The organism is Clostridium sp. MCC353, from assembly GCF_018785315.1.
GTDB lineage: Bacteria > Bacillota > Clostridia > Lachnospirales > Lachnospiraceae > CHH4-2.
The window spans coordinates 1-17,956 of sequence record NZ_WQPN01000107.1 but is presented as its reverse complement, the minus strand read 5'-3'; the positions used below and the strand labels follow the sequence as shown (position 1 = coordinate 17,956).

Below are 17,956 nucleotides of genomic sequence, written 5' to 3'. Positions count from 1 at the left end.
GTCTTTTTCCATCCCTGGAGTCTTAGTTTCACTTACGGTTGGAAGCAGGTTTTCATCCCCGACGGATTCCGCTCCCCATGCCCGCCTCCAAACATCCAATCCCGCCTCCGCTCCCTCGTCCCGTTTTCCTGCGTAACATTCACAATTAAAGTAACTTACTCAATAAATCCCAATTCACCCATTATTTTAAGATGGCCGTCAGGATGAAAAAAATACGCATAGAAATATGGAAAATGGCTATCCTTACATTAGAAAGAATTTAATATGAGGAGGCCATTTTAATGTATAATAAATTTGAAATAATAGGTGTGACAGGACGGGAAATTCTGGATTCCAGAGGAAATCCTACGGTTGAGGTTGAGGTGACGTTGGAAGGCGGAGCCATGGGGCGTGCTGCGGTGCCGTCGGGAGCGTCTACGGGAAAATATGAAGCGGTGGAACTGAGAGACGGGGGACAGAGATATCACGGGCTGGGTGTGAAACGGGCAGTGGAATATGTAAATACCGTGCTGGCTGAGGTGATTGCATTTGAGGATGCCTCCAACCAAAGGCTGATTGACCGCCTTCTCAGGGAAGCGGATGGAACGGATAACAAAGAAAAACTGGGGGCGAACGCGATCCTGGGGGTATCCATGGCTGTGGCTCGGGCGGCGGCAAATGAACTTCAGATTCCCCTTTTCAGGTATCTGGGCGGTGTTCAGGCAAACCGGATGCCGGTTCCTATGATGAATATACTAAACGGAGGCGTCCATGCGGATAATACGGTGGATCTCCAGGAATTCATGATTATGCCTGTTGGCGCTGAGTGTTTCAGTCAGGGTCTTCAGATGTGTTCTGAAATATACCATACATTAAAAAAACTTTTGAAAACAGGCGGTTACTCCACAGCGGTTGGCGATGAGGGTGGATTTGCTCCTGACCTTAAAAATACGGAAGAGGTTCTCACCTATATTGTGGATGCGGTGAAAATGAGTGGATACCATCCGGGAAAAGATATTAAAATTGCGATTGATGCGGCTTCCAGCGAGCTGTATGAAGAGGAGACCGGCATGTACTATTTCCCGGGAGAAAGCAAAATGTCCGGTATTGAAGTGCGCAGGGACGCCAAAGAAATGGTGGATTATTACCGCAGGCTGGTGGACGGATTCCCGATCATTTCCATAGAAGACGGGCTTCAGGAAGAGGACTGGGAAGGCTGGCAGATGCTGACGAAAACGCTGGGCGACAAAATCCAGCTGGTGGGAGACGATTTATTTGTTACCAATACAAAACGCCTGAAGAAGGGAATCGAAATGGGGGCCGGAAACTCAATCCTTGTAAAGGTAAACCAGATCGGAACCCTGAGTGAAAGCTTTGAAGCCATTGAAATGGCAAAGAGAGCGGGCTTTACAACTGTAATTTCCCACCGTTCAGGAGAAACAGAAGATTCCATTATTGCCGACATCGCAGTGGCGGTGAACAGCGGTCAGATCAAGACCGGAGCACCCTGCCGTTCAGACCGGACAGCCAAGTATAATCAGCTCCTCAGGATCGAAGAAAAATTAAAATAGAGGTTGTATTTAGAGGACAAATATGGTATGATATTTGTGTTTGACTATAGGAGGTGTGGATTGTAATGGTTAAGATAATATTATCAATTGTATTTGTTCTCATATGCATAGCGTTAACTGTGATTGTATTGCTTCAGGAAGGTAAGTCAGCCGGACTTGGTTCCATCGGCGGTATGGCGGATTCTTATTGGGGAAAGAACAAAGGTCGTTCCATGGAGGGAAACCTTGAAAAGTTTACAAAGTTCGCTGCCATTATGTTCGTTGTACTGGCAATTGTATTGAATTTACTTTAACAGATAAGCACTCTTGGGAACAAGGGTGCTTTCATTTTATTTATTTCTGCGGCAAAGTGCGCTCTATAGAATAACTAATACGGAATGAGAGGTAGAGATGAGCGAAGAGCAATTAAAGGAGAGAAAAGAGGTTGTACTGGCTCTGATAAATGATCCGGCCTATGTGCCGATGAAATTAAAAGAGATGGCCATGCTTTTAAATGTTCCAAAGAACCAGAGGGATGATTTGAAGACGGTTTTGGATGAACTTTTAAGAGAAGGGAAAGTGGGTATTTCAAAGAGGGGAAAATATGGGAAACCGGAGACATTTGCTATGGCAGGTATCTTTTCCGGACATCCAAAGGGATTCGGATTTGTTACCATTGAAGGGCGGGACAGCGATGTGTTCATTCCTGAGGATAAAACTGCCGGGGCGCTCCATGGGGATAAGGTTCAGATTGTCATTGAGCAGGAAAGCCGGGGCAAACGGGCGGAAGGTTCCGTTATCCGCATTTTGGAACATGCAAACCAAACCCTGGTGGGATTCTATCAGAAGAATAAAAATTTTGGCTTTGTAATACCGGACAACCTTAAAATCAATAAGGATGTATTTATCCCTCAGGGAAAGGACATGGGAGCGGTTCAGGGGCATAAAGTGGTGGTTCGGATTACGGATTTCGGTGACGGCAATAAAAAACCGGAAGGCGTGATTGTAGAAATCATCGGCCATGTCAATGATCCCGGAACGGATATTTTGTCCATTGTGAAAGCATATGATCTGCCGGAGGCCTATCCGGACGATGTGATGAGACAGGTGGAAGGAATTGAAGACAGTGTGGATCCGAAGGAGCTGGCGGGGCGGCTGGATTTAAGAGACTGGCAGACTGTGACCATTGACGGGGAAGACGCAAAGGATCTGGACGATGCGATCACTCTTACAAAAGAGGGGAATTCTTATAAACTGGGGGTCCATATTGCGGATGTGACCAATTATGTGACAGAGGGAAGCCCGCTTGATAAAGAGGCATTGAAAAGGGGCACCAGCGTTTATCTGGTGGACAGGGTAATTCCTATGCTGCCCCACAAGCTTTCCAATGGCATTTGTTCCCTTAACGCGGGAACCGACCGGCTGGCTTTAAGCTGCATTATGGACGTGGATGAACATGGAACGGTAACCGGGCACAGGATTGCGGAAACGGTGATTAATGTGGACCGCAGAATGACCTATACGGCTGTGAATGCCATTGTGACGGACCGGAATGAAGAAGTGATGGAAGAATACCGGGAGTTTGTAGGGCTGTTCGATCTGATGAAGGAATTGTCTGACATTCTCAGGGAGAGAAGGAGAAAAAGAGGTTCCATTGATTTCGATTTTCCGGAAAGCAAGATCATTCTGGATGAAAACGGAAAGCCTGTTGAAATAAAACCTTATGAGAGAAATGCCGCCACGAAAATCATTGAAGATTTTATGCTTCTGGCCAATGAAACGGTGGCTGAAGACTATTTCTGGCAGGACCTGCCATTTGTTTACCGGACCCATGACTATCCGGATACTGAAAAGATGAAACGGCTGGGGACATTTATCAATAACTTTGGTTACAGCATCAGGACCCAGCAGGGAGAGGTTCATCCTAAGGAACTGCAGAAGCTGCTGGAGAAGATAGAGGGGACGACAGAAGAGGCCTTAATCAGCCGCCTGACCCTGCGATCCATGAAGCAGGCCAAATATATGCCTGTATGCATCGGACATTTTGGACTGGCGGCCAAATATTATACTCATTTTACGTCTCCGATCCGCAGGTATCCTGATTTACAGATCCACAGGATCATCAAGGAGAATTTGAGAGGCGGTCTGTCGGAAAAGCGGATTGCCCATTATGAAAGGATTCTCCAGGGCGTTACGGTGCAGTGTTCGGCTATGGAGCGCCGGGCGGATGAGGCGGAGAGGGAGACCTTGAAGCTTAAAAAATGTGAATATATGTCCCGCCACATCGGAGAGGAGTTTGAGGGCGTTATTTCCGGCGTCACAAACTGGGGCTTTTATGTGGAACTGGCCAATACGGTGGAAGGGCTTGTTCACGTGAATGATCTCCACGGAGATTATTATGCCTTTGACGAGGAACGGATGGAACTGATCGGTGAATTGTCCAGGAAGACTTATAAACTGGGCCAGAAAATCTGGGTTACAGTGACCGGAACCGATAAACTCGCAAAGACAATCGACTTTATTCCTTCAAACAGAGAGACGGAAGATATGGAATAACAGGAGGAACCTATGGGGAAAGAGAGTTTTAAGTTAATTGCCAACAATAAAAAAGCATATCATGACTATTTTATCGATGAGAAATATGAATGCGGTATTGAATTATTCGGTACGGAGGTGAAATCCATCCGTATGGGGAAATGCAGCATTAAGGAATCCTTTGTGCGGATAGAAAAAGGGGAGGTGTATGTTTTCGGAATGCACATCAGCCCCTATGAAAAGGGGAACATTTTCAACAAAGATCCGCTCCGTGTCAGGAAGCTTCTCCTTCATAAGACGGAGATCAATAAGATGGCTGGAAAGATCAAGGAAAAGGGGTATACCCTTGTTCCTCTTCAGGTTTATTTCAAAGGAAGCCTGGTAAAGGTGGAAATCGGCCTGGCACGAGGGAAAAAGCTCTATGATAAACGTCAGGATATTGCAAAAAAAGACCAGCAGAGAGAAGTGGAGCGGGATTACCGCCAGAAATTTCGATAAAAGGTGTGCTTGACACATACTTTGGATGATGATAAGATATAGGCATCTCATTTATAAGAGATGCCAGTCAGGGGTAGTACTGGTTTCGACAGGGGCCATGCAGCTGGTGAAGCTATCCGCATGCGATGCGTTAAATGGCAAAATAAATATAAACGCTGAAGACAATTTAGCAATCGCTGCCTAATGGCAGCTGTCAGACTTAGTGCACTCACACATTAAGAACCTGGCATCGACTTTGTGAGAAACGACTTGTGCAAAGCTTTGAGCACATGGGCGTATGATGAAGCTACTAAAACCTCAAGGATGTTCGTTTCCGTGAGGCAGAGGGAATGTTAAAGAACGGACTATGATAGTAGAAGAACAGGGAATTGGTTTTTGGACACGGGTTCAAATCCCGTCTACTCCATGAAAGAAGTCTAGTATTTACTAGGCTTCTTTATTTTTGTGTTGTATTTCGTGTTGTATAGCAAGTTAAAAAGAGAATGTAACAGTTCAGACAAGTCTGATCTGTTACAATAGAATTTCCAAAAGCTGACATTTATATTGCGCCTTATCCTATGATGGTGCTATAATTGGCTGTGAATATTAAAATCAGACAAATAAGGTGAGGGTATGGAAGAGACGAAAAATGATTTTTCCAAGGGGAGTATCGTCAAAAATATTCTGAATTTGGCGGTGCCCATGACGCTGGCTCAGTTGATCAATGTGCTTTATAATATTGTGGACCGCATTTACATAGGCAGGATACCGGATCATGCCACCCTTTCCCTGACCGGGATCGGGCTTTGCCTTCCTATTATTTCTATTGTGATCGCATTTGCAAACCTTTTCGGAATGGGTGGCGCGCCTTTGTGCTCCATTGAAAGAGGGCGGGGGAATAATAAAGAGGCGGAAGCGATCATGGGCAATTCTTTTGCCCTGATGATCATTGTAGGTGTTGTGATCACAATACTGGGGCTGATTCTGAAACGTCCCATGCTGTATTTATTCGGCGCCAGCGATATGACATTTCCGTTTGCGGATCAGTATGTGACCATTTATCTGCTGGGAAGCCTGTTTGTAATGGTGGGGCTTGGAATGAACAGCTTTATCAATTCTCAGGGATTTGGCCGGATCGGCATGATGACGGTGCTTCTCGGAGCGGTTACTAACATCATTTTGGATCCTATTTTCATCTTCGTATTCCATATGGGGGTTCGGGGAGCCGCGGTTGCCACAGTGATTTCCCAGGGATTGTCCGCTGTGTGGATTGTCCGTTTTCTGACTGGAAAAAGGACGATTCTCCGTTTGAAAGTGTCCTGTTTCCGGTTGAAGAAGAAACGGGTGTTAAATATTGTGGGGCTTGGAATGTCGGGTTTTACCATGGCGATTACCAACAGCCTGGTGCAGATCATGTATAACGCCAGCCTTCAGCAGTATGGCGGAGACCTGTATGTGGGAATCATGACGGTGGTCAATTCAGTCCGTGAAGTGATTTCCATGCCGGTTAACGGGGTTACCAACAGCGCCCAGCCGGTTATGGGATTTAATTATGGGGCAGGGGAGTATAAGAGGGTGAAAAAGGCGATTGTCTTCACGTCCGCAGTTTCCATACTCTATACTTCATTTATGTGGTTTCTGGTACATGGGTACCCGGAGTTCTTTATCCGGATTTTTAACAAAGACGCTGAACTGGTTTCGGCAGGAGTTCCGGCTATGCAGATTTATTACTTCGGATTTTTCATGATGTCACTGCAGTTTGCCGGGCAGGCCGTTTTTGTGGCCCTTGGCAAATCAAAGCGGGCTGTATTCTTCTCCATATTCAGAAAGGTTATTATCGTTATCCCTCTGATTTTTCTCCTTCCCCGCCTGGAAATGGGGACAAATGGAATCTTTATGGCGGAACCCATATCCAATTTCATCGGAGGCGCCGCCTGTTTCGGTACCATGCTGTTGACAGTATGGCCTGAACTGAGTGAGAATAGATCCAAACAGAAGAGAGAGGCATAATATTATGGAACAGACGCGAATCAAGGCACCTTTATTTTCCACTGCGGCCATCAGGCGGCTGATACTGCCGCTCATCATTGAACAGTTTCTGGCGGTAATGGTGGGGATGGCGGATACGGTAATGATCGCAAGCGTAGGAGAGGCGGCCGTATCGGGAATATCTTTGGTGGATACCCTGAATATCCTTTTGATTAATGTATTTACGGCCCTCGCTACCGGTGGCGCCGTGGTTTCTTCCCATTATTTGGGAGGAGAAGATAAAAAGACGGCGTGTAAAGCGGCGGATCAGCTTGTACTTGTCGTATTAATGCTGTCTGCCGTTATCACTGCGGCTTCTCTGATATTCAACTACCAGATCCTCAGAGGGATTTACGGACGGATTGAACCGGCAGTCATGAGCTATGCCAGAACCTATTATTATCTGACTGCTTTATCATTTCCGTTTTTAGCAGTTTATAATGGGTGCGCGGCTATCTGCCGCTCTATGGGAAATTCTTTCATATCCATGAAAGTGTCCGCTCTTATGAATGCCATAAATATAGTGGGAAATGCATGCCTGATCTTTGGTTTCCATATGGAGGTGGCTGGAGCGGGGATTTCTACTCTGACATCCAGGGTGGCCGCCGCAGTTATCATGGTATGTGTGGTCCGAAATCAAAAACTGCCGCTCCATATCAGCCGCAGATTCAATTTCCGTATCAACCGTTATATGGTAGCTCAGATTCTCCATGTGGGTATTCCGGTTGCCATTGAAAATGGACTGTTTCAGGGAGGAAAGCTTATGGTGGCCGGGCTGATTTCAAGCTTTGGAACCGTATCCATTGCCGCTAATGCAGTGAGCAATACCATCGCTTCCTTTCAGGTAATACCGGGGACGGCAATTGGGCTGGCGATTGTGACGGTTGTAGGCCAGAGCGTGGGGGCAAAGCGGTTTGACGAGGCGAAAAAATATACGATTAAACTGTGTATGCTGGTTGCGGCCGCCCATTTTGCAATCTGTCTGCCCATGACATTGGGGCTTCGCCAGATCATCGGCTTTTATGGGCTGTCACAGGAAACCGCCGATCTGGCCTGGACGGTCAGCATGATCCATGGAATCTGCTGCGTTCTGATCTGGCCGCCTTCCTTCGCCCTTCCCAATGCGCTGAGGGCCGCTGATGACGCCAAGTTTGCGATGGTGGTTACAGTGCTTTCCATGGCGTTTGCCAGGGTTTTAATGAGCTATGTGCTGGGTAGATATTTTGGATTGGGGCTTGTGGGCGTATGGATCGCTATGATTCTGGACTGGGTGGTCCGGGATGTGGTTTATCTGTGGCGTTTTTTCAGCGGCGGATGGCTGAAAAAACATTTATTATCTATTGACAGATCTTAGGTTTTGGTTGATAATGATTTATAAATTTGCTGACATTTTAAGCCAGTGTGGGAAAGGAAGAAAAAGCGATATGAGCGATATAAGAATTGAAAAAACTACTTGTCCAAAGGAAAAACCAGGAAAGGACAACCCATTGGTATTTGGAACGATTTTTACAGACCATATGTTTGTAGCAGATTATGTAGAGGGAAAAGGGTGGATTGATCCCAGAATCATTCCTTATCAGCCGCTTGTGCTGGAACCGTCTGCCATGGTGTTCCACTATGGACAGGAGATGTTTGAAGGATTAAAGGCGTATAAAGCGGAAGACGGAAGAATTCTGTTGTTCCGCCCTGATAAAAATATAGAGCGGGCCAATAACAGCAATAAGAGGCTTTGCATGCCCGAGATTCCAAAAGAGCTGTTTATGGATGCGTTAATCCAGCTTGTTAAGACAGATTCGGAATGGATTCCCACAAAACCGGGAACATCCCTTTATATCAGGCCATTTGTGATCGCTACGGATCCATTTCTCGGCGTAAGGCCATCGAATACTTATAAGTTTATCATCATCCTTTCACCGGTAGGCGCTTATTATGAAACCGGTATCAATCCTGTTAAGATCTGGATTGAGGATGAATATGTGAGGGCTGTAAAAGGCGGTATCGGTGAAGCGAAGACCGGCGGCAATTATGTGGCCTCTCTGGCTTCTCAGGTGAAAGCCCATGATGAGGGATATTCCCAGGTATTATGGCTGGACGGCGTTCACCGCAGATATATTGAAGAAGTCGGGGCCATGAACATTTTCTTTAAGATCAACGGAACGGTTGTAACTCCTGAACTCAACGGCAGCATCCTTCCCGGCGTTACCAGAAACTCTGTAATCGCGCTTTGCAAAGAATGGGGGATTCCGGTGGAAGAGAGGAAGATCTCCGTGGAGGAAGTGGTAGCGGCTGCTGAATCAGGCGAAATGGAAGAGTGTTTTGGAACTGGAACCGCGGCTGTGGTTTCACCGGTTGGAGAACTCCGTTACGAAGAAGAGAGAATGGAAATCGGCGGTGGAAAAATCGGAGCCGTTACTCAGAGGATTTATGATACCATCACAGGAATTCAGTTGGGCAGAATCGAAGGTCCTGAGGGATGGAGCGTAGAAGTTAAGTAATGGCTGCTATTTTACCGGTTTTTTCAAGAGCTTTTGCTTTTGTTATGATTATAGTCGTGGGCTATGTGCTGAAATGCAGAGGTTTTTTTCATGCAAAAGACTTTTTTATGATTTCTAAAATCGTCATTAATATTACTTTGCCATCGGCGATCATATCGAATTTCAGCAAGATCACCATGGAAAAGTCACTGCTGTTGATGTGTGTAATTGGGCTTTTGTGTAATGTTTTTTTGGTTTTGCTGGGATACGTGATCAATCTTGGCAAAACCAAAGAAGATAAAGCTTTTGATATGGTCAACTTGTCCGGATACAATGTGGGTAATTTTACAATGCCGTTTGTCCAAAGCTTTTTAGGGCCGGTTGGTTTTGCTGCCACAAGCCTTTTTGACGCTGGAAACGCAGTTATGTGCACGGGGATTACTTACAGTCTGGCATCGGCTGTTATGGGAACGGGAAATAAGATCACCATAAAGGCCGTTTTGCGGAAACTGTTTTCTTCCGTGCCTTTTGATTCTTATGTTGTGATGACCACACTGACCATATTAAATGTTAAGCTGCCCGGGGTTATCATCGATTTTACGGGGACGGTTGGGGGAGCCAATGCATTTCTGGCCCTTTTGATGCTTGGAATCGGTTTTGAAGTGAATATGGATAAAGGAAAGGTGGCCCGGATTATAAAACTGCTGGCGCTGCGCTATGGCACGGCTGTGTTGTTCTCTCTGGCGTTCTTTTTCCTGATGCCGTTTTCACTGGAAGTCCGTCAGGCTCTGGCGATCCTTTCCTTTGGCCCGGTTTCATCGGTGTCTCCGGCATTTACAGGCAATTTAGGCGGGGATGTGGAGCTGGCGAGCGCGGTGAACTCGCTCTCTATTGTTTCCAGCATTATTTCCATTACAATTGCGCTGATAATTATTTTATAGAAGATCGTGTAAAAATAATCCCTATGGCTTATTTTTTACACCCAAATTTGTGACGGAGCTGCAAATTTGAAGCGCTGCTGAGGGGCTGGAATTCTCAGCGTGTGCCTGCATCATTTCATATTTACACAGCGTTATTTATGCGTTGGTTAGTAATTGTGTAAAACGCTCCGGCATGGAGGTATTTTATGGGTAAAAGAAGAGTAAAAATCCTCCTTTGTATGGCGGCAGCCTGGATTTTCTTGTGCGGATTTGATGTCAAGAACCATGATTATACAGAAAAACCTGAATATTTAAAATCAGCTACCTATTATTCTGATGACTGGGTAGTGAATTTCTGGAACAGTGAAAGTCCGAATATGGACCAGGAGCTGGCGCAGATTGCAAAGGATGGATTCAACAGTATCATATTGGCGCTGCCGTGGCGGGAATTTCAGCCTCAGACCTCACCGGTTTCCTATAATTCTTATGCGTGGAGAAAGCTGGATAAGGTGATGAAGCTGGCTGAGAAGAACGGGTTGTGGGTGGAGCTCAGGGTAGGATATACCTGGGATTATTATTCACAGGAAAGTGTGCTGCCCAGATACCAGGGCCTTTTGTATCAGGAGAGCACGAGGGAAGCTTGGCTGGACTATGCGAAAACGGTTTATGAAAAGGCATCCTCCCATCCTAATTTTTACGGCGGATTTCTTACATGGGAAGATTTCTGGAATTTTGTGGATTCGGCCGGTAGCATGGGGCCGGGGAACAACAGCGTCCGCATGGCGGAAATCGTTGGTTTCCGGGATTATATGAAAAATAACTATACATTAGAAGAGGTCCGGGAATTTTACGGTTCTGAAATAGACAGTTATGACAGCATTTACCTTCCTCTAAGGGAAGATAAGGCGTTCCTCTGCTTTTACAGATTTTATGATGATTTCTTAAATAAACTTTTAGCCGATACTCAGACGGTATTTCCTGATTTATCCATGGAGGTACGGCTTGATGTGGATCCTGTAACAGACGGGGCTGGCGGCTTTACCGGTGCGGAGCATTACAGCACATTTCCCTGCGGAAGTTCTTCTTATACTTCGCTGATGTTCGGCGTACCCATGGGGCAGCAGAACGAAGGAGAGGTGATCGGCGCAGAAGAAGCGCTGGCTCAATTTAACAGCTTTTTGGACCTTGCCGGTTTTTACAACGGAGGGAAACCTTTGTATGTGGATCAGCTTTTGTTCATGGATACTACGGAAGAATTTGCCCATAATGCCAGCATAGAGGCAGAGCAGCGTCCCTTGTTTTTAACATCCCTTGGCCCCGTGCTGAAGGAAAAAACCATGGGATACGGCCTTTGGACCTACCGCAATTATACCAATAATCTGGTTTTTAATTCCCAGTTCGGTCTGGACGGCAAAGAATGGATCTTAGGGCGGGGGAGCAGCATTGTAAACAGAAAAAATAACAAGATGGCAAAGCTCTCGGGAAAGGGAAGCCAGATCAGCCAGAATATCGGCACCAGAGGCGGTTCCAGGCAGAATAAAAATATCAAAGTCCGGCTGAATGCGGACAGTGAATCTTTGAGCACGGTTATTGTCACTCTGGGAAATGTCAGCAAACTGGTCAATGTAAAGGGCAGTACCCAGGTGGAACTGGATTTCGGGGAGCTGGATTTTACAAAAATTACAATTGCCTGTGATGATGAGGTGTTCCTCGATAATATAAATGTATACACCTATGAGCAGGATGGGCAGTTATATGGTTTAGACGGTGAAGAGCTGAGCTGTATTGAGGCTGTAAGGGCTCTGAATGATAGTCTGAATGTTAGTTTGGATCAACCGGTTGACAAATGATTTTTACATGATATAATCATAGGCATATATAGAAAAAACGTTGATGAGAACAGTAGGATATGAGGAACGGACAGAGAGAGGCACATCTGGTGGAAGTGTTTTGCGGGAATGATATCTGAAAACCATCTCGGAGCGGTCCTTAATCGGACACGGTGATCCCGTTATCATCAAAAAGAAGTGGTTTTGGTTGTTGGATCAATAACAATTAGGGTGGAACCGCGATTAACACAGTGAAGTGTATCGTCCCTTTTATATGTTTAAACATATAAAAGGGATTTTTTTATGCCATAGGACGTACGTCCTATGACATAAAAAAGCCCTCCGGGCAGGATCGCACTGCGGCGGCAGGGAATTATGTCGCTGAAGCGGCCCGCCGCAGGCGGAGAATCCCGCGAGCGGGATTCTTTCTTATGCCCAGCCCATTTATTGAAAATCAATTAAAGGAGATAAAAGTATGAAGATTACATTAAAAGACGGAAGTGTAAAAGAGTACGCCCAGCCTATGGCAGTGATCGATATCGCGTCGGATATCAGTGAAGGGCTTGCCAGAATGGCATGTGCGGCCGAACTGAACGGAACTGTTGTGGATTTAAGAACTGTAGTGGAAGAGGACAGTGAATTGAGCATTCTCACAGCCAGCGATAAGGCAGGCCTTGCCGCATACCGCCATACTGCCAGCCATGTCCTTGCCCAGGCCGTAAAACGTCTGTATCCGGAAGCAAAACTGGCCATCGGGCCGTCCATTGAAAACGGTTATTACTATGATTTCGACATGCCGTCTTTATCCAGAGAGGATTTGGATAAAATAGAGGCGGAGATGAAAAAGGTCATTAAAGAAGGGGCCAAGATTGAGCGTTTTACCCTTCCCAGAGAAGAGGCAGTTAAATTCATGGAAGAGAAGGGAGAGCCGTACAAAGTAGAGCTGATCCAGGATCTTCCTGAGGACGCTGAGATCTCTTTTTATAAGCAGGGCGATTTTACGGACCTCTGCGCCGGACCTCATCTCATGAGCACAAAACCGATCAAAGCATTTAAACTCACCTCATCATCAGGCGCTTATTGGAGAGGAAGCGAGAAAAATGCAATGCTCACCCGTGTTTACGGCACGGCGTTTGCCAAAAAAGAAGAGCTGAACGAATATTTGGAATACCTGGAGAACATTAAAAAACGGGATCACAACAAACTGGGCCGCGATCTGGAGCTGTTTACAACCGTGGATGTTATTGGTCAGGGACTTCCTCTGCTTCTTCCAAAGGGAACGAAAATCGTGCAGACTCTGCAGAGATGGATTGAGGATGAAGAAGAACGCCGCGGCTACATGAGAACCAAAACTCCTTTAATGGCAAAATCTGATCTCTATAAGATTTCAGACCATTGGGGACATTATAAAGACGGCATGTTTGTGCTGGGCGATGAGGACAAAGATGAGGAAGTGTTTGCCCTCCGTCCGATGACCTGCCCGTTCCAGTATTATGTATACAAAGCCAGCCAGAAATCTTACCGCGATCTGCCCTGCCGCTACGGTGAAACATCCACATTGTTCCGTAATGAGGATTCCGGTGAAATGCACGGTTTAACACGTGTACGCCAGTTCACCATATCCGAAGGCCATTTGATCGTAACTCCTGAACAGTTGGAAGAAGAATTTAAAGGCTGTGTGGACCTGGCAAAATATTGTCTGACCACATTGGGGCTTGCGGAAGACGTGACCTACCGGATGTCCAAATGGGATCCTTCCAATCCAGACAAATATCTGGGCAATGCTGAGCTTTGGGACGAAGTAGAAGGCATGATGAGAACGATTTTAAATGATATCGGAATCGACTATACGGAGGAAGCGGGAGAAGCGGCATTCTACGGTCCGAAACTGGATATCCAGGCGAAGAACGTATACGGCAAGGAAGATACCATGATCACGATCCAGCTGGATATGTTCCTGGCCGAGCGGTTTGATATGACTTTTATTGACAGAGACGGTGAAAAGAAGCGTCCTTATATCATTCACAGAACTTCAATGGGATGCTATGAGAGGACTCTGGCCTGGCTGATTGAAAAATACGAAGGCGCGTTCCCAACCTGGCTCTGCCCGGAACAGGTCCGTGTGCTTCCAATTTCTGAAAAATACCATGATTATGCGGAAAAAGTGGAAGAGCAGTTAAAGGCCAGCGGAATCCTCTGCACAGTGGATGAACGTTCTGAAAAAATCGGATATAAGATCCGTGATGCAAGGCTTAAAAAGATCCCATATATGCTGGTTGTTGGCGAGAAAGAGCAGTCTGACGGACTGGTATCAGTGCGCAGCCGTTTTAATGGGGATGAAGGACAGAAAGCTCTTACCGTGTTTATCGATGACATTTGTAAAGAAATAAGAACCAAAGAAATAAAGAAAATAACGGTGACGGAAGAGCAGAAATAGAGCGCATATTACCGGATGGATTGCGGCATACTAACCTTGTCAGGAAGAAAAGACAAGGAGGCAGTTTATCATGACTAAATTGGATTGTAATGTAACAACCTGCATGCATAACGCAGATAATTGCTGCTGTAAAAATGCAATTATCGTGGACGGACACAGCGCAAAGGACAAATGTGATACCTGCTGCGGAAGTTTTGATGAGAGCAAGGACAGTTCTTTCCACAATATATTTAAAACACCGGAAAGCAGACTGGAAATCGACTGCGAGGCCGTTCAGTGCGTTTATAATGAAGACCGCCACTGTTCAGCCGAGCACATTGGAATAGCAGGAGACGGCGCCCGTGAGGCCAGCCATACGGAGTGCGCTACATTTAAAGCGAAATAAGAAAAAACAGAAGGCTGCACCTAAAATGTGCAGTCTTCCGTTTTTTACAGAATCATCACGAAAGTGCCTGCGGTGATGAGCACAACGCCAATGATCGTCTTAATATTTACAGTTTCTCCCAGCAGGAAAAATGCCAGGATTACGGTGATGACAATGCTGAACTTATCCACAGGAACTACTTTGGAAGCCTGTCCGATCTGCAGGGCTTTGTAATAGCAGATCCAGGATGCCCCGGTTGCCAGGCCGGACAGAATCAGAAAAATCCAGCTTTTCTTTCCAATCTCACCAATACCTCCCTGGGCGCCGGTCAGAAACACCATCAGCCAGGCCATTATGACCACAACAACGGTGCGGATGGCAGTGGCTAAATTGGAATTAACCCCTTCGATACCGATTTTGGCCAGTATGGAAGTAAATGCCGCAAATACTGCCGAAAGCAGCGCTAAAAGAAACCACATAAAATTCCCCCTTTCCAGTTCTTAATACAGCAGTCCGTGCTGTTGTACTGTAACATAAATATAAGCCCTGATCGGAATTAAATCAATAAGGATTCTGGTGAATACCTTATGGTTATAAATAGAAATAAATAGAAGCAGAGGGAAATAAGATTGAAAGCTAAATTTGAGCTAAGTCAGAGATAGGGAAAAATAAGAAGAGAAGGCTTAGTCAGAGTGAAAGGGAAAGATATTAAGGCTGGTTTTAAATAGAAAGGGACAAAATTAATATCAAAAGTATGCAGAATTGGGGAATTAAAATTCAATACCATGTTACAAGATAAATCAAAAATACAGGATTCAATGCAGTTTAATAGTTGAAATAGAACGAAATGTTACTGTTTACAGCTTCCGCTGGCGGCCCCGGCCTGTCGGCCATGCTGCTTTGCGGGGATTTGCCCTCCGCTGTTTGAACGATTTTTGCACGCTATTGACAATTTCAGACTTTAGGGGGTAGAGTTATCCTGGCCGGAACTATGAGTTTAAATGGCGTAAGACGGATTGCCGCAAAACAGCACGGCCGACAAGCCAGGTCCGCCAGCGGAGGCTGTGAACAAAAACAATGGAATATAAAACAGAATATAAAAGAATATAAGACGGAGAATATAAAAGAATTTAAAACGGTGCGAAGAATTTAAAAGAGAATTTAAAAGGGTATATAAAGAGAATTTAAAACGGTACATAAAGTAGAGAATTTAAAACGGTACATAAAGAATTTAAAACAGTACATAAAGTGGTTGACATTATATAAAAAATAGTGTAGAATAAATAAAGTTGTGAGAACAACAAACAGGAAAGTAGGTATCCACCTCACCTCGGCACATTTAAGTGACCCTGGTTCATATTTAAGAAATACATAGAAGAACTATGTAAAAAACTTAGATGGTGGATAGAATTTATTCTATCTATTTTTTTATGTGAATTCCTATATTATATCACACTATGGAGGTGCACGGCTATTAGCGAGTTAATGATTAACGAACAAATCAGAGATAAGGAAGTTCGATTGATTGGCGAGAATGGGGAACAGCTTGGAATCATGCCTGTTAAAGATGCTATGAAATTAGCAGAAGAGGCGGAGCTTGATTTAGTAAAGATTGCTCCTACAGCAAAGCCACCGGTTTGTAAAATTATCGATTACGGTAAGTACCGTTACGAACTGGCAAGAAAAGAAAAAGAAGCTAAGAAAAAACAGAAGGTAATCGAAGTAAAAGAAGTTCGTTTATCTCCCAACATTGATACCAACGACTTGAACACCAAGATGGGCGCGGCCAGAAAATTCTTGGAAAAAGGAGATAAAGTAAAAGTTACTCTTCGTTTCAGAGGCCGTGAGATGGCGCATATGTCCAAATCCAGATATATTCTGGATGATTTCGCAGAGAATTTATCGGACATAGCAGTGATCGACAAGCCTTCCAAAGTAGAAGGAAGAAGCATGGTTATGTTCTTAACCGCAAAGCGTTAGACAATTATCAAGGAGGAAATTATAATGCCTAAATTAAAAACAAGCAGAGCAGCTGCAAAACGTTTCAAAAAAACCGGAACTGGAAAATTGGTTAGAAACAAAGCATATAAGTCTCACATCTTAACTAAGAAGTCTACAAAGAGAAAAAGAAATCTTAGAAAAGATATCGTAACTGACGCTACAAACGCAAAAGTTATGAAGAGGATTTTACCATATTTATAAGATTTGATAGTTAAGAAGGAGGAAATAACCGATGGCAAGAATTAAAGGCGGTATGAACGCTAAAAAGAAACATAACAGAGTGTTGAAAATGGCTAAAGGCTACAGAGGCGCTCGTTCCAAACAGTATAGAGTTGCAAAACAGTCCGTAATGAGAGCATTAACCAGCTCCTACGCAGGAAGAAAAGAAAGAAAGAGACAGTTCAGACAGTTATGGATCGCTCGTATCAATGCAGCAGCAAGAATCAACGGATTATCATACAGCAAATTTATGTATGGTTTAAAGCTGGCTGGTGTTGAGATGAACAGAAAAGTGTTATCTGACATGGCTATTAACGATGCTGAAGGTTTCGCTAAATTAGCAGAACTTGCAAAAAGCAAAATCGCTTAATTATTTATATTAAACGTGAAGGGATTTCTGAAAAAGCCTTAGCGATCGATGTAAAAAAGTGGATATTACCCGCTTTTTTACATCAAACGCTAAGGCTTTTTCAGAAATCCCTTCACGCATGATGTAAAAAATGGAGGATATTATGGCGGAGCGTTTGACCAAAAGTGATATTGAGAAGATAGAAAAAGAAATTGAGTACAGAAAACTGGTGGTGCGCAAAGAAGCGATAGAAGCAGTGAAAGAGGCCAGGGCCCAGGGGGACCTGAGCGAGAACTTTGAATATTATGCGGCTAAGAAGGACAAGAACAAGAACGAAAGCCGAATCCGCTATCTGGAACGCATGTTAAAAACAGCGATTATAGTTTCAGATGAATCCACAGGGGATGAAGCAGGCCTCAATAATATTGTGGAATTATATTTTGAAGAAGACGATGAAACAGAGAAATACAAGATCGTCACCAGCATCCGCGGCAACTCCCTCCAGGGAAAGATCAGCATTGAATCGCCTCTTGGAAAAGCGGTAATCGGCCATAAAGTGAATGACCGTGTTTATGTAAAGGCAAACGATAATTACGGTTATTACGTTGTGATAAAAGCGATTGATAAGAGCAGCGGAGATGAAAATGATAATATCCGTGGTTTTTAAAAAGGTGTAAATCTTTTTTAACGAATTGGCAGAAGTAACGCCATGAGGACGGGGAATCTGGGGCAGGCGGCCGTGGATGAGAGGAATTGGGGGTCGGATTCCGACCCTAAGAAATACTAAGGCCTTC

General features: G+C 44.8%; 16 protein-coding genes, 1 other RNA gene and 1 other annotated feature. Of the genes, 16 read left to right on the top strand and 1 reads right to left on the bottom strand.

Annotation, left to right across the window (positions count from 1 at the left end):
* Positions 1-281 precede the first annotated feature (281 nt).
* The 12 genes from eno to GPL15_RS18070 all read left to right on the top strand — a co-directional run bounded on the left by eno (position 282) and on the right by GPL15_RS18070 (position 14,614).
* Entirely contained in the window at positions 282-1,550 is a 1,269-nt protein-coding gene (gene eno / locus GPL15_RS18125; RefSeq protein WP_215700103.1) for a phosphopyruvate hydratase, read from the top strand.
* A gap of 65 nt (positions 1,551-1,615) precedes the next feature.
* Positions 1,616-1,843, top strand: coding sequence for a preprotein translocase subunit SecG (gene secG / locus GPL15_RS18120; protein ID WP_252198497.1), 228 nt, complete (start codon positions 1,616-1,618; stop codon positions 1,841-1,843).
* A gap of 97 nt (positions 1,844-1,940) precedes the next feature.
* Positions 1,941-4,085, top strand: a complete 2,145-nt coding sequence (gene rnr / locus GPL15_RS18115; RefSeq protein WP_215700102.1) for a ribonuclease R — start codon at positions 1,941-1,943, stop codon at positions 4,083-4,085.
* 12 nt (positions 4,086-4,097) lie between these two features.
* The gene (gene smpB / locus GPL15_RS18110; protein ID WP_215700101.1) at positions 4,098-4,562 is read left to right on the top strand and encodes an SsrA-binding protein SmpB; all 465 of its coding nucleotides are present in this window, start codon (positions 4,098-4,100) and stop codon (positions 4,560-4,562) included.
* Positions 4,563-4,632: 70 nt separating this feature from the next.
* Positions 4,633-4,971: a transfer-messenger RNA gene (gene ssrA, locus GPL15_RS18105) on the top strand.
* 203 nt (positions 4,972-5,174) lie between these two features.
* Positions 5,175-6,551, top strand: coding sequence for an MATE family efflux transporter (locus tag GPL15_RS18100; protein WP_215700100.1), 1,377 nt, complete (start codon positions 5,175-5,177; stop codon positions 6,549-6,551).
* Positions 6,552-6,555: 4 nt separating this feature from the next.
* Positions 6,556-7,923: an MATE family efflux transporter gene (locus GPL15_RS18095; RefSeq protein WP_215700099.1), complete on the top strand. Its 1,368-nt coding sequence runs from the start codon at positions 6,556-6,558 to the stop codon at positions 7,921-7,923.
* 70 nt (positions 7,924-7,993) lie between these two features.
* Positions 7,994-9,064: a branched-chain amino acid aminotransferase gene (locus GPL15_RS18090; RefSeq protein ID WP_215700098.1), complete on the top strand. Its 1,071-nt coding sequence runs from the start codon at positions 7,994-7,996 to the stop codon at positions 9,062-9,064.
* A 44-nt stretch (positions 9,065-9,108) separates the two neighbouring features.
* The gene (locus tag GPL15_RS18085) at positions 9,109-9,984 is read left to right on the top strand and encodes an AEC family transporter (protein WP_252198496.1); all 876 of its coding nucleotides are present in this window, start codon (positions 9,109-9,111) and stop codon (positions 9,982-9,984) included.
* 185 nt (positions 9,985-10,169) lie between these two features.
* Positions 10,170-11,813, top strand: coding sequence for a hypothetical protein (locus GPL15_RS18080; protein WP_215700096.1), 1,644 nt, complete (start codon positions 10,170-10,172; stop codon positions 11,811-11,813).
* A gap of 31 nt (positions 11,814-11,844) precedes the next feature.
* Positions 11,845-12,064 (top strand) — a binding site (T-box leader).
* Positions 12,065-12,267: 203 nt separating this feature from the next.
* Positions 12,268-14,229 (top strand): threonine--tRNA ligase, encoded by a 1,962-nt coding sequence (gene thrS, locus GPL15_RS18075; protein WP_215700095.1) that lies wholly within the window; start codon positions 12,268-12,270, stop codon positions 14,227-14,229.
* Between the two features lie 70 nt (positions 14,230-14,299).
* Positions 14,300-14,614, top strand: a complete 315-nt coding sequence (locus GPL15_RS18070) for a DUF1540 domain-containing protein (protein ID WP_215700094.1) — start codon at positions 14,300-14,302, stop codon at positions 14,612-14,614.
* A 44-nt stretch (positions 14,615-14,658) separates the two neighbouring features.
* On the opposite strand, the gene GPL15_RS18065 is transcribed toward GPL15_RS18070, so the two are convergent.
* Positions 14,659-15,072, bottom strand: coding sequence for an EamA family transporter (locus GPL15_RS18065; protein ID WP_215700093.1), 414 nt, complete (start codon positions 15,070-15,072; stop codon positions 14,659-14,661).
* A 1,006-nt stretch (positions 15,073-16,078) separates the two neighbouring features.
* Between GPL15_RS18065 and infC the strand changes: the two genes are divergently transcribed.
* The 4 genes from infC to greA all read left to right on the top strand — a co-directional run bounded on the left by infC (position 16,079) and on the right by greA (position 17,829).
* Positions 16,079-16,573, top strand: coding sequence for a translation initiation factor IF-3 (gene infC / locus GPL15_RS18060; RefSeq protein ID WP_215700092.1), 495 nt, complete (start codon positions 16,079-16,081; stop codon positions 16,571-16,573).
* Between the two features lie 24 nt (positions 16,574-16,597).
* Complete coding sequence (rpmI, locus tag GPL15_RS18055) at positions 16,598-16,795, top strand: 50S ribosomal protein L35 (RefSeq protein ID WP_118242046.1); 198 nt, start codon at positions 16,598-16,600, stop codon at positions 16,793-16,795.
* 31 nt (positions 16,796-16,826) lie between these two features.
* Positions 16,827-17,183, top strand: coding sequence for a 50S ribosomal protein L20 (gene rplT, locus GPL15_RS18050; protein WP_215700091.1), 357 nt, complete (start codon positions 16,827-16,829; stop codon positions 17,181-17,183).
* A gap of 142 nt (positions 17,184-17,325) precedes the next feature.
* Entirely contained in the window at positions 17,326-17,829 is a 504-nt protein-coding gene (gene greA / locus GPL15_RS18045) for a transcription elongation factor GreA (protein WP_215700090.1), read from the top strand.
* The last annotated feature ends 127 nt before the right edge of the window (positions 17,830-17,956 follow it).

What these genes read in the sequence shown, in the direction of transcription:
- GPL15_RS18085 (WP_252198496.1), top strand. Translation starts at nt 9,109, where the DNA reads ATGATTATAGTCGTGGGCTATGTGCTGAAATGCAGAGGTTTTTTTCAT.
- GPL15_RS18095 (WP_215700099.1), top strand. Translation starts at nt 6,556, where the DNA reads ATGGAACAGACGCGAATCAAGGCACCTTTATTTTCCACTGCGGCCATC.
- eno (WP_215700103.1), top strand. Translation starts at nt 282, where the DNA reads ATGTATAATAAATTTGAAATAATAGGTGTGACAGGACGGGAAATTCTG.
- smpB (WP_215700101.1), top strand. Translation starts at nt 4,098, where the DNA reads ATGGGGAAAGAGAGTTTTAAGTTAATTGCCAACAATAAAAAAGCATAT.
- secG (WP_252198497.1), top strand. Translation starts at nt 1,616, where the DNA reads ATGGTTAAGATAATATTATCAATTGTATTTGTTCTCATATGCATAGCG.
- GPL15_RS18100 (WP_215700100.1), top strand. Translation starts at nt 5,175, where the DNA reads ATGGAAGAGACGAAAAATGATTTTTCCAAGGGGAGTATCGTCAAAAAT.
- GPL15_RS18070 (WP_215700094.1), top strand. Translation starts at nt 14,300, where the DNA reads ATGACTAAATTGGATTGTAATGTAACAACCTGCATGCATAACGCAGAT.
- thrS (WP_215700095.1), top strand. Translation starts at nt 12,268, where the DNA reads ATGAAGATTACATTAAAAGACGGAAGTGTAAAAGAGTACGCCCAGCCT.
- infC (WP_215700092.1), top strand. Translation starts at nt 16,079, where the DNA reads ATGATTAACGAACAAATCAGAGATAAGGAAGTTCGATTGATTGGCGAG.
- GPL15_RS18065 (WP_215700093.1), bottom strand. Translation starts at nt 15,072, where the DNA reads ATGTGGTTTCTTTTAGCGCTGCTTTCGGCAGTATTTGCGGCATTTACT.
- rnr (WP_215700102.1), top strand. Translation starts at nt 1,941, where the DNA reads ATGAGCGAAGAGCAATTAAAGGAGAGAAAAGAGGTTGTACTGGCTCTG.
- GPL15_RS18080 (WP_215700096.1), top strand. Translation starts at nt 10,170, where the DNA reads ATGGGTAAAAGAAGAGTAAAAATCCTCCTTTGTATGGCGGCAGCCTGG.
- GPL15_RS18090 (WP_215700098.1), top strand. Translation starts at nt 7,994, where the DNA reads ATGAGCGATATAAGAATTGAAAAAACTACTTGTCCAAAGGAAAAACCA.
- rpmI (WP_118242046.1), top strand. Translation starts at nt 16,598, where the DNA reads ATGCCTAAATTAAAAACAAGCAGAGCAGCTGCAAAACGTTTCAAAAAA.
- greA (WP_215700090.1), top strand. Translation starts at nt 17,326, where the DNA reads ATGGCGGAGCGTTTGACCAAAAGTGATATTGAGAAGATAGAAAAAGAA.
- rplT (WP_215700091.1), top strand. Translation starts at nt 16,827, where the DNA reads ATGGCAAGAATTAAAGGCGGTATGAACGCTAAAAAGAAACATAACAGA.